The 12,918-nt window shown below is 65.4% G+C and carries 16 protein-coding genes; 5 read left to right on the top strand and 11 right to left on the bottom strand.

Annotated features, from left to right (window positions below):
- Positions 1-208 precede the first annotated feature (208 nt).
- Positions 209-625: a transposase gene (locus ACTJK8_RS31135; protein WP_440763100.1), complete on the bottom strand. Its 417-nt coding sequence runs from the start codon at positions 623-625 to the stop codon at positions 209-211.
- Positions 626-773: 148 nt separating this feature from the next.
- Between ACTJK8_RS31135 and ACTJK8_RS31130 the strand changes: the two genes are divergently transcribed.
- On the top strand, positions 774-1,121 hold the full coding sequence (locus tag ACTJK8_RS31130; RefSeq protein WP_440763099.1) for a hypothetical protein: 348 nt from the start codon (positions 774-776) through the stop codon (positions 1,119-1,121).
- Here ACTJK8_RS31130 and ACTJK8_RS31125 read toward each other — a convergent pair.
- The 4 genes from ACTJK8_RS31125 to ftrA form a co-directional block, all read right to left on the bottom strand.
- Entirely contained in the window at positions 1,118-1,711 is a 594-nt protein-coding gene (locus ACTJK8_RS31125) for a hypothetical protein (RefSeq protein WP_440763098.1), read from the bottom strand. The two genes, ACTJK8_RS31130 and ACTJK8_RS31125, sit on opposite strands and share 4 nt — an antisense overlap.
- A 544-nt stretch (positions 1,712-2,255) precedes the next feature.
- On the bottom strand, positions 2,256-2,546 hold the full coding sequence (locus ACTJK8_RS31120; protein WP_058606646.1) for a type II toxin-antitoxin system RelE/ParE family toxin: 291 nt from the start codon (positions 2,544-2,546) through the stop codon (positions 2,256-2,258).
- The gene (locus ACTJK8_RS31115) at positions 2,543-2,794 is read right to left on the bottom strand and encodes a type II toxin-antitoxin system ParD family antitoxin (RefSeq protein WP_058606647.1); all 252 of its coding nucleotides are present in this window, start codon (positions 2,792-2,794) and stop codon (positions 2,543-2,545) included. Before ACTJK8_RS31115 ends, ACTJK8_RS31120 begins: the two co-directional genes overlap by 4 nt.
- Before the next feature lie 460 nt (positions 2,795-3,254).
- A complete protein-coding gene (gene ftrA, locus ACTJK8_RS31110; protein ID WP_440763097.1) occupies positions 3,255-4,247 on the bottom strand; it encodes a transcriptional regulator FtrA in 993 nt (330 codons plus the stop codon).
- Positions 4,248-4,334: 87 nt separating this feature from the next.
- Between ftrA and ACTJK8_RS31105 the strand changes: the two genes are divergently transcribed.
- Complete coding sequence (locus ACTJK8_RS31105; RefSeq protein WP_440763096.1) at positions 4,335-4,793, top strand: rhodanese-like domain-containing protein; 459 nt, start codon at positions 4,335-4,337, stop codon at positions 4,791-4,793.
- A 374-nt stretch (positions 4,794-5,167) separates the two neighbouring features.
- On the opposite strand, the gene ACTJK8_RS31100 is transcribed toward ACTJK8_RS31105, so the two are convergent.
- On the bottom strand, positions 5,168-5,878 hold the full coding sequence (locus ACTJK8_RS31100) for an ArsR/SmtB family transcription factor (protein ID WP_058607911.1): 711 nt from the start codon (positions 5,876-5,878) through the stop codon (positions 5,168-5,170).
- Positions 5,879-5,957: 79 nt separating this feature from the next.
- On the opposite strand from ACTJK8_RS31100, the gene ACTJK8_RS31095 reads away from it, so the two are divergent.
- Positions 5,958-7,265 carry an MFS transporter gene (locus ACTJK8_RS31095; RefSeq protein ID WP_440763095.1) on the top strand — a complete coding sequence of 436 codons (1,308 nt, stop codon included), beginning with the start codon at positions 5,958-5,960 and terminating at the stop codon, positions 7,263-7,265.
- 74 nt (positions 7,266-7,339) lie between these two features.
- Here the strand turns inward: ACTJK8_RS31095 and ACTJK8_RS31090 are convergent, their stop codons facing one another.
- Complete coding sequence (locus ACTJK8_RS31090; protein WP_440763094.1) at positions 7,340-8,245, bottom strand: DMT family transporter; 906 nt, start codon at positions 8,243-8,245, stop codon at positions 7,340-7,342.
- Positions 8,246-8,361: 116 nt separating this feature from the next.
- Between ACTJK8_RS31090 and pdxR the strand changes: the two genes are divergently transcribed.
- Positions 8,362-9,807, top strand: coding sequence for a MocR-like pyridoxine biosynthesis transcription factor PdxR (gene pdxR / locus ACTJK8_RS31085; RefSeq protein WP_440763093.1), 1,446 nt, complete (start codon positions 8,362-8,364; stop codon positions 9,805-9,807).
- A gap of 142 nt (positions 9,808-9,949) precedes the next feature.
- On the opposite strand, the gene ACTJK8_RS31080 is transcribed toward pdxR, so the two are convergent.
- The 4 genes from ACTJK8_RS31080 to ACTJK8_RS31065 form a co-directional block, all read right to left on the bottom strand.
- Positions 9,950-10,420: a MucR family transcriptional regulator gene (locus ACTJK8_RS31080; RefSeq protein WP_440763092.1), complete on the bottom strand. Its 471-nt coding sequence runs from the start codon at positions 10,418-10,420 to the stop codon at positions 9,950-9,952.
- A gap of 195 nt (positions 10,421-10,615) precedes the next feature.
- Positions 10,616-11,098: a hypothetical protein gene (locus ACTJK8_RS31075; RefSeq protein WP_058607923.1), complete on the bottom strand. Its 483-nt coding sequence runs from the start codon at positions 11,096-11,098 to the stop codon at positions 10,616-10,618.
- Positions 11,099-11,174: 76 nt separating this feature from the next.
- Entirely contained in the window at positions 11,175-11,603 is a 429-nt protein-coding gene (locus ACTJK8_RS31070) for a hypothetical protein (RefSeq protein ID WP_058607915.1), read from the bottom strand.
- A gap of 4 nt (positions 11,604-11,607) precedes the next feature.
- Positions 11,608-12,189 carry a recombinase family protein gene (locus ACTJK8_RS31065; RefSeq protein WP_058607916.1) on the bottom strand — a complete coding sequence of 194 codons (582 nt, stop codon included), beginning with the start codon at positions 12,187-12,189 and terminating at the stop codon, positions 11,608-11,610.
- A 241-nt stretch (positions 12,190-12,430) separates the two neighbouring features.
- On the opposite strand from ACTJK8_RS31065, the gene ACTJK8_RS31060 reads away from it, so the two are divergent.
- The coding region (locus tag ACTJK8_RS31060) for a response regulator transcription factor (RefSeq protein ID WP_440763091.1) at positions 12,431-12,918 on the top strand (488 nt) is incomplete at its 3' end.

Raw genomic sequence — 12,918 nt, 5'->3', positions numbered from 1 at the left:
TCCCGCTCGGCCTGCCGGCGCAGAAGGGCATGGACGCGCCGATAGCCGTAGGTCGGCAGATCGGCGATGAGCGCCTGGATCGCGCCGAGCAACGCGGCGTCGGGTGCAGGCGGACGGCCGCGTCGGCCCCTGGGCTTCCAGGCGGGGGAGGCCTGCCTGGACGAGGCGAGGTGCGGGCGTGACACGCTCAAAGCTGCGGCCACAGCGCTCACCGGCCGTCCCCCGGCCACGAGGTCACGCGCGAGGGCAACTTTTTGGGGGCGGCGACCCGCTCCATCGCCTCGCGCAGGATCTCGGTCTCAAGCGTCTTCTTGCCCAGGAGCCGCTGCAGCTCACGGATCTGCTGCTGGGCAGCCCGCAGCTCGGAGGCTGGCACCACCTCCCCGCCGGCACCGGCGGCCGTGAACGCGCCGCGCTCCATCAGCCGACGCCACGTGAACAGCTGGTTGGCGTTCAGCCCGTGGCGGCGGGCGACGAGCGAGACGGACTGACCGGGCAGATAGGTCTCCTCGACGAGGCGCACCTTCTCCTGCGTGGTCCAATGCCGACGCCGCTGGACGGAGGTGATCACCTCGATGCGTTCGGCGCGGGGCGGGTCGTTAGAACTCACCATACGGTCGGTCATAGGCACACACTTCCATAAGCGTGAGCCCCTGTCCGGTCATTTTGGGGGCTACTTCAGTCACCCATATTCGGTCCTATTGACGGATAGCACTCGGACTAAGATCGAGCATTACATTTCGCGTATTCGCGATCTCGTTACTCGGTCAGAAATGGACCCGGATCGGAAGAAGCGCCTCGATGAGAAGCTGGATCAGCTAGTTAAGGAATTGAGCCAGCAGCGGGTCAGCTTCGCCAAAGCCATGGCGATCCTTGTTGGGGTCACTACGGTCATAGCTGGTGTGACGACAATTGCGGCCGATGGTCAAAGCGCCATCGCACACATCATGCAGTTGATCGGTCAGGACAAGGAGAGTGAAGAGGCTGCGGCGAAGCGGTTAGCTCCCCCACCGAAGGCCCTGCCCTCACCGGCACGATCAACAGCCGTCGAAGCCGATGCCCGTCCTGCCCGTCGGTCGCCCGCCCCCACATATGATTTGGACGACGACATTCCCTTCTAGGCCGCTGTCGTCGTTTCTGTTGCTGCCGTCGCTTCTGTCGGGGGTGCAGGGGCGGGTTCCGGTGCAGGTGGTACCGGCGGCCCGGAGTCGAGCATGTCGTTGGCTCCGATGTCGAAGGCACGCTCAAGCAGGGCGTTGAAATTCGCTTCGACCAAGCCGGGAGTTTTCTGGCTGTGATGCCAGCGGATGACCCTATGCGGGTTCCAGATCAGAACATGACTGATCGGCCCGGATTTCCCCGCCTTTACGTCAATGAATTTGAGTTCGTGCAGGATTTTGATACGTCCAGCCCATGTGTATTTCGCTCGTTGTCCGGTAAATCCGGCAGCATGAGCCAACTCCTCGTGCTTTGCGACATCCACCATGGAATTGTCCCAAGTGGAGCACCATAGGCCGAGATAAGTCGATGAGACGGGCTTACCGTTACTGAGGTCGTCCATGATCTGAAGAATCAGGGGCATCGTCTTCGGTATGGTCGCGAAGCCCTTGTTGTTCTTCCGGTGCCAAAGCCACGGTTCCGATCCAGGCCATAGCAGTTCGCGGCGGGCCAACTGCTTCTTCGCAATGCTATTAACTTCACGCGTCGTCATCAACATTCTCCAGTGCTATGGCCGGTTTGGACCCGGCCGGTTTAAGAACCTCGCCGGAGTGGAAGCCGGCGAGGGTGAACCGGTGTGGACCCGGCTCTCAGAAGTAGCTTGAACCCGTCTCCGCCGGGTTTGGACGCCGGGGAGATCAGAAGCTACAACCTTTGTCTCATACGAAACCGTTATTTATCAATGACTTAGCTATCTACTCGCCAAAGTCGAGATGCAGGCTTCATGCAACTCGCAGATATGAGATTGTAGCTGAAAATCAAACCCGACCATGCGAATTTCGAGGTAAATTTAACAGAAACTGGATTTTCTGAACTGGATCAATAGGTTACGTGGGATCGGTCTGTCCTCAACGTGCTCAATGTCCTGACTGTCCTGATCTGTCCTCAACGTCCTCACGGGAAGGTGGAGGAAGGGGTATGGGGGTCGCCATAGCTGCCGTCGGCATGGCGGTTACTCCATGGCCCTGCTGCGTACCGAGCGAAGGATAAACCTTTCGCCCCGTCAGCGGCTCGATGACCTGCCGGTCGGCGGCGGCTCAGGTGAGCGCCGCTTCCCAATCCTGCCTGCCGTGCAGGACACGGACGATCAGGACGCCCGGCCCGTCCTCGACATAGACGATCATGTGGGCCTGATAGGGATGCAGGCGCATCGGCGGCACCAGCTCGCGGCGCTCGCGCGCGATCAGGGGATTATCGGCCAGCATCTGGAAGGCCGCAAACAACCCGTCCTGATAGCGATCGGCTTGGGCTGTGCCGAAGCTGAGCGCGCCCGCCACATAGGCGTCGGCAATGTCCTCGTCCGCCTGTGGTGAGGTACGGAAGATCATTTGGCCTGAATGGCCGCCAACCTGTCGCGACCGAGCTGGCGGATTTCATCCGGGGTGCGGGAGCTGATGCCGCTCGCCAGTCCTTCGTCGACCAGCCGTTGCAGTTCCGCGATTTTGTTAAGCCGGTCCTGATCGCGGCGGATCAAGTCCCGCACATAGTCGCTCGCATTCGCGTAGCGGCCGGTACCGGCCTGGGCCTCGACCCAATCCTTCATCGGATCGGGGAGCGATACGTTCATGGTCGCCATGGTCGGCACCTCCTCGCCTATCATGACAAAGATTGGCAAACCCTGTCAAAAGTGATCCGCAATTCTAGGCGCACGTTTTTGGGCAATCCGGACCCTGCTTCTCCAAGGAGTTAGGCACCCTTGGAAAACTGCTCGTAAACGGTCCTTTTCGAGCGACATTTTTGTCCATCACCTTTCGCCTGGCCCATCCTGTTGCCGCTGAACGGGTGGGCTGCCTGGATCGAAAGGTAGACCTTTCGCCCCATCGAACCGGTTTCGGCGTCGTTGAAAGCTAGTTATTGACCCTCTGCCCCGAAGCGGACGTTCCGTTTACGACCCGACCCGGTCGCCCAGAGCGCCAACTACCGCTGCTCTAAAGCGGTCGATCGTCAGTGCTTCAGCGATGTCGGCCAGGGTCGGAATGTGGTAATCGGCAGGAGTAGGGGCTGACCATCATGCGACAGGATGCTCGCGTAGACGATTAACAGCCCGTGGTGGAAAAGCGTGCACGGTATGCAGCCGGGCTGCTGCCCAGCACTGCGCGGAAATGGTGACGTAGTGTTGCTGCCGATCCAAACCCGCAGGAGAGGGCCACTTCCTCAATTGCGATCGCCGTCCCCTCCAGAAGCTCTTGCGCCCGGACAATGCGCTCTGCGACGAGCCAAGCGCCCGGGCTCTGCCCCGTGGCATCTCGGAAGTGCCGATGCAATCCACGAGGGCTGAGTGCAGCCTCCGCGGCTAACCGCTCCACCGGCCAATCTTGATCCAGAGCGCCGCGCACTCGATCCAGGAGCGGGCCGAGGCAGGAGCCACCTGCACGCTCGCGCGGCACAGGCCGCTCCACATATTGGGCCTGTCCACCCTGACGGTGCGCCGGGACGACAAGACGGCGGGCGATTTTGTTCGCCACCTCTGGCCCCCAGTCCCGCCGCACGAGGTACAGGCAGAGGTCCAATCCCGCTGCGCTGCCCGCAGCGGTGAGAACGCTGCCCGCGTCGACGTAGAGCACATCCGGCACGAAGCGCAGCCCAGGGTAGCGTGCGACAAGCTCGTCTGCATAGCGCCAGTGCGTCGTCGCATCCCGACCATCCAGCAGTCCGGCAGCGGCGAGAACGAACGCACCGGAACAGAGTGAGAGGATGCGAGCCCCCCGCGCATGGGCGTCTTGGAGTGCGAGGGTGAGAGCCTTTGGCACAGGCGCGTCCACCGCGCGCCAGCCTGGCACAATGACGGTGCCCGCCTCGGCTAGCAGGTCGAGTTCGCCGTCCGCTATCACCCTCACGCCGCCCGCTGCACGCAGGGGACCACGCTCCACGCTCGCAACGGCGAATCGATACCAGCCCTCGCCCATCTCGGGCCGGTGCAGGCCGAAGACTTCAGCTGCGCAGCCGAACTCGAAGGTGCAGAGACCGTCGTAAGCTACTGCGACGACGAGCGGATTTTCCGGGCCGGCTGAGGGGCGGGTTTTTGGCATGATCCTGACGATAGTAGGCGCAACTGCCAATCACCAGCCCTGTTCCGCCTATGGAATTCTCCGAGCCGTCCCCACCGGAGGAAGGCTATGAGCCACAGTATCGTCACACGCATCCCCGCCGCCTCCTCTGAGGAGGCACAGATGCATTTCGCCAAGCGCCTAGCGCTGGAGACGGACTGCGCTGACGTGCACGAGGCATTGACAGCGGGTGGCGGGACCCCGCCGGATTTCGTCCTGCTCGACGTGCGCGGTCCGAAGGCCTATGCCCGCAGTCACGTGCCGGGTGCGCTGAACCTGCCGCACCGACTAATGACGGCCGAGCGGATGGCAGATTGGCCGCTAGGGACCTTGTTCGTCGTCTATTGCGCCGGACCGCACTGCAACGGTGGCGACCGTGGCGCGCTGCGGCTTGCCGAACTTGGGCTCCCAGCGAAGTTGATGATCGGCGGGATGACCGGCTGGGCCGATGAGGGCTTCGCCTACACGACAGGTGAGCAACCAGGTTCGGTGATGGACGAAGCCGTACCTGTCACTCAGGCAGATTAATCCTGCTCGGTGGATTAGACCCCCTTAGCGGGCGGCTTTGCCTACGTATGACCGCGCAGGGCAGATGCGGACAGAGGCGTCCGCTTCTGTGCTTTTTCGCTCAGAAGCAGACCATCTGCAAACCACCCCGAGCAGGCATTCCGGTTTCGACATATGGCGGCTGTCGAGCACACCTCCGGCTCGGTTCCTGGTAGCTCATGAAGCAGGTGCAACGACGACATCGGTCCACTAGGGCTAGCTCTAACGGAACGCTGGCAGCTGGAACGGCTACGCTTGTCGGGTCGATATCGGTATCCGCGGCTCGTCAACACCGATGTCGGCGAACGGCTGAGTTGAGTGATGCTCGAAGCGCCGCCCTGGGTTTTTCGACTAAATCACTTCGATGCGGACGGTGGTCGGATCTCGAACACCTCGTCGAGCGCTCTCCAGCCGATGGGCGTGACCTCGAGCGCGCGCGAATTCGATCGCTTCCGTACCCACCCCTGTTCCAAGCAGTGGGTGCATAGGGCCGCGCCGAGGCGTCCCGCCAGATGCGGGCGGCGCTCGCTCCAGTCCAGGCACGGGCGGCATAGCGGCCTGGAACGCGCGATGCTGATCGGGCCGACGTCCACGCCGATCCCGAGCGCCGTGAGACGACGCAGACCTTCCGGCGTGACCAAGGCCGCGTCGTCCGCGATCTCGATCCAGCCCCGCGCCATGAGTGTGTCAGCCAGGCTCACACCAAGCCAGCCCGCCAGATGGTCGTAGCACGTCCGCGCCAAGCGCAGCTGTGCATCCCGGGTGCCAGCCCGCGGCTTCGGATTGCCGGCGTCGGATGCCACGAGCATCAAGCCCTCCAGCAACCGGGCCACCTGAGGGCTGGCGAGGCGGTGGTAGCGATGCCGCCCCTGCTTGACGACGGTGACGAGGCTGCCCGCCAGCAGGCGCGCGAGGTGGCCGCTGGCCGTCTGTGGCGTGACACCGGCTGCGTTCGCCAGTTCGGCGGCCGTGAGCGCTCGGCCGTCCATCAACGCCTGCAGCATCGCCACCCGTGCCGGGTCACCGACGAGTGCGCCCACCTGCGCGACCGAGACCGCCGTCACCATCGCTTTGTCTCCAGCGCACGAAGGTAGCACGCCCGTCGGCCGGACGGTTCGGCCGGTACCGAAGCGTCCGGCCACGCGCTTGGGCCATACAGCCGGCATGTTCCCACATCGCCACGATCCGGATTTCTACGGCTGGCGCGTCGTCGCCACCGCCTTCGTCGTCGCCGTGTTCGGTTGGGGCGTCGGGTTCTACGGGCCGCCCGTTTATCTGGAGGCGGTGCGCCAAGCGCGCGGCTGGCCGATCGCCATCGTGTCCGGGGCCGTCACCGTGCATTTCCTCGTCGGTGTCGGGGTCATCGCGAGCCTGCCAGCGTTGCACCGGCGCTTCGGGTTGCCCGTCGTGACCCTCGGGGGAGCGGTCGTGCTGGCGCTCGGCGTTCTCGGATGGTCCTGTGCCTGGAAGCCCTGGCAGCTCTACGCGGCGGCTCTCGTGAGCGGTGCCGGCTGGCCAGCGCTGGGCGCGGTGGCCGTGAATGCGATCGTCGCTCCCTGGTTCATAGCCAAGCGTCCGGCGGCGCTCAGTATGGCCTACAACGGCGCGAGCATCGGTGGGGTCGTGTTCTCACCGCTGTGGGTGGTCCTGATCGGCAAGTTCGGTTTCCCCGCAGCCGCCCTGATCGTCGGGACCGGGATGCTCGGCATCGTCGGTGCGCTTGCCGGTCGCGTGCTGCGGCAAACCCCGGATGGCATGGGGCAGATGCCGGATGGGCAGCCTCCGGCGGCCACCACCGGGGCGACGCGGAGGGACGGCTCTGCGCTCCCGGTGGCGCGCCTGACGCGGGATCCGGCCTTCCTGACCTTGAGCCTCGGCATGGCGCTGGCGCTGTTCGCCCAGATCGGCCTGATCGCACAACTCGTCTCCATGCTGATGCCGGCGCTGGGCGAACAGGGGGCTGGATTGGCAGCCGGCCTCTCGACCGCCGCGGCCATCGCCGGCCGCCTGCTCGTCGGCTGGGGCATGCCGTCCGGGATAGACCGCCGCCGTGTCGCGGCTTTCAGCCTGCTGGTGCAGGCAGTCGGCTGCGGAGTTCTGATGGTGTCCGGCGGCACGGGCGCGCCGCTCCTGCTGCTCGGCGTGGTGCTGATCGGGCTCGGCATCGGCAACGCGACCTCGCTGCCCCCGCTCATCGCGCAGGTCGAGTTCGCAAGCGCCGACGCCGCGCGGGTTGTGGCGCTGATCGTCGCCATCTCGCAGGGGGCCTATGCCTTCGCTCCGGCTACGTTCGGGCTGCTGCGCCAGCTCGGATCGGACAACATCGCCCTCGCGCTCGCCGCGGCCGTGCAGATCGGGGCCATCGGCGCGTATCTGCTTGGATCCGGAGCCTACAGCTCACGTAAGGCACGCTGTCATGCGGCATGCGGATCCGACGATCGCTCTGGCGCATGATCGGCTCCGATGCTGTCCCTATCCTGACGTTGCCAGTCTCATACCGGCGGCCTGTCAGATACGCGGGTACCCGGTCATCGGCCGCCGGCTGTCGATCGGGTCGACGCAGCCAGGGTGCTGACGACGATGCCGGCCACGACCAGACCCGCCGCCACGGCGAGGGATCCGTTCAGCGGCTCGCCCAACGCAGCCGTCGCCACCGCGATCCCCACCAGCGGTGTCGCCGTCACCCCCAACGCCGTGGTCAGCGCCGGCAACGAGCGCGTCACCATCGACATCGCCCAATAGGCCAGAGCGGTCCCCACCAACCCGCTGTATGCCAACAGGCCGAGGACCCGCGGCGTCCAGGCGACGTGCGGCCAGCCATTCCGCACCAGAGCCGCACCGGTCAGCACGATGCCGGCCAACGCCGCCTGCCACGGAAGTAGCTGCAGCGGCGTCGCGACCCACCGATGCGCACGCCCCACCAGGATGTTGGCAGCCCAGCAGATCGCTGCCGCCAGCACGAAGGCACAGCCGAGCATCGTCTCGTGGCGCGACCAGTCCAGGGCCAGCGGGTTCAGCAGCATCGCCAGCCCGGTCAGGCCGATCCCGACACCGACCGCGCCTGCCTGGGTCAGGCGCTCCCCGAGGACGGCCGGAGCGGCCAGCGCCACCCACAGCGGCGTGGTGTAGCCCAGGACGATACCCTTGCCCGCCGGGAGCCACGCCAGACCGGCCGCCGTCAGCGTCGAGAAGGCCACCATATGCAGGAGTGCGACCCCGAGGATGACGGGGGCGTCGGCGCGCGGTGGGAGGATCAGCCGCCCGCTCGCCCCGAGGATCACCAACAAGGCTGTACAGGCGATCCAGGCGCGCAGGGCGGCGAGCCAGAGCGGCGGAATGCTGACCACGAGGATCTTGGTCACCGGCCAGTTGCAGCCCCAGGCCAGGACCACGATGCCGAACAGAGCGAAGGCGGCGCGGCGGGACAGGGCCATCTTGCTGGATCTCGCGGGAGGAGAGTTGCGCACGGACCGGATGCGCGCCCGACGGAGGTATGAGATGTCTGGCCCGGCGAGGACGGCCAGTTCGCTCAATCTCGGAGGGCCAGTTTGTGACCGAGGTGCTTCGCGATCTGATCGGGGCCGGTGCGCATGACCGTCGGCGTGTGGCCGAGAGCCTGACCGCGCGTCTGCGTGCCCTCATTCGGGATGGGCGGCTTGCGCCAGGGGCAGCACTGCCTGCCGGCCGCGTGCTCGCTCGGGATCTCGGGCTGGCTCGCAACACGGTCGCGGCAGCGATCGACCAGTTGGCGGCTGAGGGCTACCTGCTGACCCGACGGGGGTGCCGGCCGCGCGTCGCGCCCGGTCTCACCGGCACCGCCCCGAAAGCTGATCGCACCGGGCCACAAGCGCTTGCGGCGAGCACGATCAGCCGGACCGCGAGAGAGCCAGTAGCATGGCCGGCGGGGCGGGCTTGCCTGGCGGACGCGGCGACGTTCCCTTACGATCTCTGGGCGTCGTGTCTGCGCGAGGCGGCGCGCAGGATGCCACGCGGTGAGCTGAGCGACGACCGTCCTGCCCTTCAAGCCGCCCTGTGCGAGCATCTCGCCGAGTTTCGTGGGGTACGAGCCGAGCCGAGCCAGATCGTCGTCGTGCCGACCGCACAAGCCGGTCTGTCGCTCATCGCCAACGCACTGCTGGCCCGGGGCGAACGGGCCTGGATCGAGGAGCCGGGCTACCCTGGCATCCGCGCGGCGCTAGCGGGCGCTGGGGCGGAGATCGTCCCTGTCGCAGTCGACGACCAGGGGCTTACCGTACCCGAGGGCGACGCCCCACGGCTGATCTTCGCGACGCCTTCGCACCACTACCCGACCGGTCGCCTGATGCCGGTGGGCCGGCGACACGCGCTGCTGGCTGCAGCGGCGCGGCACGGAGCCGTGGTGGTCGAGGACGATTACGATGGGGAGTTCCACTACGACGGCGCGCCGGTCCCGTCGCTGCAGGGGCTCGATGATGGCGGGCGCGTCGTCTATGTCGGCACGTTCGCGAAGGCGACGACGCCGGACATTCGGGTAGGCTACCTCGTGGTTCCGCCCGACCTGCGGGGGACTATCGACGCGGTCCGGCGCGGTTGGGGACTGATCGTGCCCCCGCATGTCCAGGAGGCGCTCGGCCTGTTCCTGAAGCGGGGGCAATACCGGGTCCATGTCCGGCGGATGCGGCGGCTCTACCGGGCGCGACGGGACGCGCTTGCGGCAGCGTTGGCAGCACGCGGGGCGGACGTGTTCGCGGTCGAACGGTCGCCGGGCGGGCTCCAACTCATGGCCATGCTGAGGCATGGGGGCGACGATGTGGCCCTGGCAATGGCCGCCTCGCGTTACGGGATTGCAGTGACGCCGTTGTCGCGTTGCTTCGCCGGGCCGCCCGCGCAACAGGGGCTGCTGATCGGCTTCGCGGCATTGGGGGGCGCTTCCGATCCGGATCGAGCGGTCGGAACACTCTGCGCACTGGCTCGGCAGCGGCCCCACGACCAACTTCGAGAAGACGCTGCTCGGTAGCTTCGATGCCCCTTCGCACGGGTGCCGCGGATCGTTCTGGACCGTCCGCTCCAAGACAGGACAACCCTGGAGCGGACAGTCGTCGATTATCGATGAGATCCAAACGGGCGCAGCAGCCTATCCGGCCGGCTACACGCTGGGTTTAGGAAGCTGCCGCCTCGAGAGTTTGCTCCGGACGGTTCCAGCCGGAGCGCAGATGCTTGGTGATCGCGGATCGCCTTTCCGAGTAGCCCGGAGCGACCATCGGATAGTCGCTCGGAAGCCCCCACTTCGCCCGGTACGTCTCCGGGGTCAGCCCACAGGCCGTCAGGTGCCGCTTGAGCGTCTGGTAGCGCTTGCCGTCCTCGAAGCTGATCAGCGCGTCGTGGGTGATGGACCGGCGGATCTGGGCGGGCGTGAATTTCTCAGCTCCTGGATCGGGTTCGGCGCTGACAGCCTCAAGGCTGGTGAGAGCCGCGTGCGTCGTGGCGATCAACTCCGACAGCTCCGAGGCCGGCACGTGGTTGTTCGCCACGTAGGCAGTGACCAGGTCGCTCGTTAATCGGCCATAGTCTACAGATCCGGCACTTTTCGAAGTGATCCGACTGTCCACCATGCCTTTCTCCACGTGCATGACAGTGGTCATAATTGATAGACGCAGATCTAGGTTCCTATAAAATCAAAATTAGACTGAATGTAGATTTAGAGTTGTCCATTTCTGGGATCAATCACCTAAGATAGACAAAATTCTTTATCCAGGCACTCTTCCGGAACTACCACCGCTCTCCGGGACTGCCGTGATGATGAGCGCGACCGGCTGAGCTGCCGATCAGCGATAGAGCCCCTCGGCTTGAAGGTGGTTGAGCAATGCTCGGGCCTGCTCCTGGGCCGCCGCATCGGCCGTCTGCTTCTGCAAACCATACGCACACATCGGCATCAGCTTCTGCATCGCCCGATCCATCGTCGAGCCTTCCCACAGGATCAGGACCTCGCGGTCGGTCAGATCCTTGAGGAAGCACCAGAGCATCAGCATCAGGCCAAGCGCCGGCCGCTCGTGCCAGTCAGCGGTGACCTGTCGTTTGATGCGCTCGAGGCGGCGTATCAGCGCCTGCCTCTTGGCCGGCGTCAGATCCGCCATGGGCTCCAGGCAGGCCGTCCGCAGGTTGCCGCGCAGCTCGGCGATATCCGCCTCGGCTCTCGCACGCAGGTCCGGATCGGCCGGAACGAATACGCCCGGCGCGCCTGTCAGGGCGTAGAGGAGGTAGGCGGGAACCGCGAGTTCGATCCTCTGGCGGTCGGTCAGGATGGGCATCAGGACGTCTACAAAGCTGCCCAGGACCGGGAAAGCCCGCATCCGCTCTCTCAGCGTTGCCGACGCGGCAGCTCGCTCAAGCGTAGGGACCTCGGAACAGATCGCCGAGCGCCTTGCGCCGGAACAGGGTGAGCCAGCGCCGTCTCCGGTGCTCGGGGCGATCGTGGATCATATGGCAGCGCTGACAGAAGGCCGCGAGATTGGCGGCGGCATTGTTGCTGGTATCGTGGTCGCGATGGGCGGCGGCCAGAACCACCCGCGTCCCGCGCACAGACCCGAATACGTCGTCGACCCCGAGCACGACACACACGCGCTTGCCGCGGCCATCACGCCAGATGCCGGCCTCGGCATCCCACCAGCGGCCATCGCCGAGATGGAAAACTGTCTGGCCGTGCGGACGCCGGCACACCTCGCAGCGGCCTCCGGCGCGCTGGAAGCGGATCACGGCCGAGAGCTGTGGCCAATCGATCGGGTAGAAGAAGCGATGCTCGCGCCGGATCGGCATCGGCTCACGCCTTGTCCGAGCGCGCGTTGGCGCGGGCGCGGGGGAAGTAGCTGTAGAAGGTGTCGCGGTTGACGCCGAGCCGCCTGGCGATCTCGGCCACGCTGATCGTGCCGGCCGCCAGCATGGCCCGGGCCGCCTCGAGGTCGGCCTCCTTGAGCTTCTTTGGCCGGCCACCCTTGCGGCCGCGGGCGAGCGCGGCCTTCAAACCTTCCATCGTGCGTTCGCGATTGAGGTCGAGGAAGTACTCGGCCATGGCGCCGTGCATCTGCAGGGCGAAGCGGCCGTGGGCGGTGGCGGAGTCGAACTGCTCGGTGAGCGAGCGGAAATGGATCTCCTTCACGCGCAGACCATCAATGGTGCGCATCATCTCGACGAGGGAGCGGCCCAGGCGATCGAGTTTCCAGACCACGAGCACGTCCTCGGGGCGCAGGAAGGCCAGCGCCTCATCGAAGGCGGGGCGCTTGGTACCGGCCTTGCCCGACTTCTTCTCCTCGAACAGGCGCTCGCAGCCGGCCTTCGTCAGCGCGTCGCGCTGGAGGTCGAGGTTCTGGTCCTGGGTGGAGACGCGGGCATATCCGACGAGCATGTCGGGATAGTGCCAAAAGCGCGTTTCTCCAGCAATAGAAAAGCCGACACGTTTCTCCGACAAAAACGGAGCCGTTTCAGGCCGCTCGCTGGCGGGTCCCGCTCACTGTCGGAAATACGATCGTTAAAACGACGTGATTGCAACGGAAGTTCTGCTCCGCACAAAGTCCCCTTAAAAAATGGTCGTTAATATTCTGGTATCGTTGAGGATATATGAAGTGCCTCAGCACGAAGGTAGGCCTATGCGCGTTCTCCTGATCGAAGACGATGTCAGCGTCGCGCAGAGCATCGAGCTGATGCTCAAGTCCGAGAACTTCAACACCTACACCACCGACCTCGGGGAAGAGGGTGTCGATCTCGGTAAGCTGTACGACTACGACATCATCCTCCTCGATCTGAACCTGCCCGACATGTCGGGCTACGAGGTGCTCCGCTCGCTGCGCGTGGCGAAGGTGAAGACGCCGATCCTGATCCTGTCCGGCATGGCCGGCATCGAGGACAAGGTGAAGGGCCTCGGCTTCGGCGCGGACGACTACCTCACCAAGCCGTTCCACAAGGACGAGCTGGTGGCGCGCATCCACGCCATCGTGCGCCGCTCGAAGGGTCACGCCCAGTCGGTCATCACCACCGGCGACCTGATCGTTAACCTCGACCAGAAGACCGTCGAGGTCGGCGGCGCCCGGGTGCACCTCACCGGCAAGGAGTACCAGATGCTGGAACTCCTCTCGCT

It is taken from the genome of Methylobacterium sp. 22177, assembly GCF_052045615.1.
In the GTDB taxonomy this organism is placed as follows: Bacteria; Pseudomonadota; Alphaproteobacteria; order Rhizobiales; family Beijerinckiaceae; genus Methylobacterium; species Methylobacterium radiotolerans.
The sequence above is the reverse complement of the archived record's forward strand: the minus strand, read 5'-3'. Positions and strand labels throughout refer to the sequence as shown.

Excerpts from the sequence above, each read along its gene's own strand:
- ACTJK8_RS31135 (WP_440763100.1), bottom strand. The coding sequence starts at position 625 with ATGACCGACCGTATGGTGAGTTCTAACGACCCGCCCCGCGCCGAACGC.
- ACTJK8_RS31130 (WP_440763099.1), top strand. The coding sequence starts at position 774 with ATGGACCCGGATCGGAAGAAGCGCCTCGATGAGAAGCTGGATCAGCTA.
- ACTJK8_RS31125 (WP_440763098.1), bottom strand. The coding sequence starts at position 1,711 with ATGACGACGCGTGAAGTTAATAGCATTGCGAAGAAGCAGTTGGCCCGC.
- ACTJK8_RS31120 (WP_058606646.1), bottom strand. The coding sequence starts at position 2,546 with ATGATCTTCCGTACCTCACCACAGGCGGACGAGGACATTGCCGACGCC.
- ACTJK8_RS31115 (WP_058606647.1), bottom strand. The coding sequence starts at position 2,794 with ATGGCGACCATGAACGTATCGCTCCCCGATCCGATGAAGGATTGGGTC.
- ftrA (WP_440763097.1), bottom strand. The coding sequence starts at position 4,247 with ATGCCAAAAACCCGCCCCTCAGCCGGCCCGGAAAATCCGCTCGTCGTC.
- ACTJK8_RS31105 (WP_440763096.1), top strand. The coding sequence starts at position 4,335 with ATGAGCCACAGTATCGTCACACGCATCCCCGCCGCCTCCTCTGAGGAG.
- ACTJK8_RS31100 (WP_058607911.1), bottom strand. The coding sequence starts at position 5,878 with ATGGTGACGGCGGTCTCGGTCGCGCAGGTGGGCGCACTCGTCGGTGAC.
- ACTJK8_RS31090 (WP_440763094.1), bottom strand. The coding sequence starts at position 8,245 with ATGGCCCTGTCCCGCCGCGCCGCCTTCGCTCTGTTCGGCATCGTGGTC.
- ACTJK8_RS31080 (WP_440763092.1), bottom strand. The coding sequence starts at position 10,420 with ATGCACGTGGAGAAAGGCATGGTGGACAGTCGGATCACTTCGAAAAGT.
- ACTJK8_RS31075 (WP_058607923.1), bottom strand. The coding sequence starts at position 11,098 with ATGCCCATCCTGACCGACCGCCAGAGGATCGAACTCGCGGTTCCCGCC.
- ACTJK8_RS31070 (WP_058607915.1), bottom strand. The coding sequence starts at position 11,603 with ATGCCGATCCGGCGCGAGCATCGCTTCTTCTACCCGATCGATTGGCCA.
- ACTJK8_RS31065 (WP_058607916.1), bottom strand. The coding sequence starts at position 12,189 with ATGCTCGTCGGATATGCCCGCGTCTCCACCCAGGACCAGAACCTCGAC.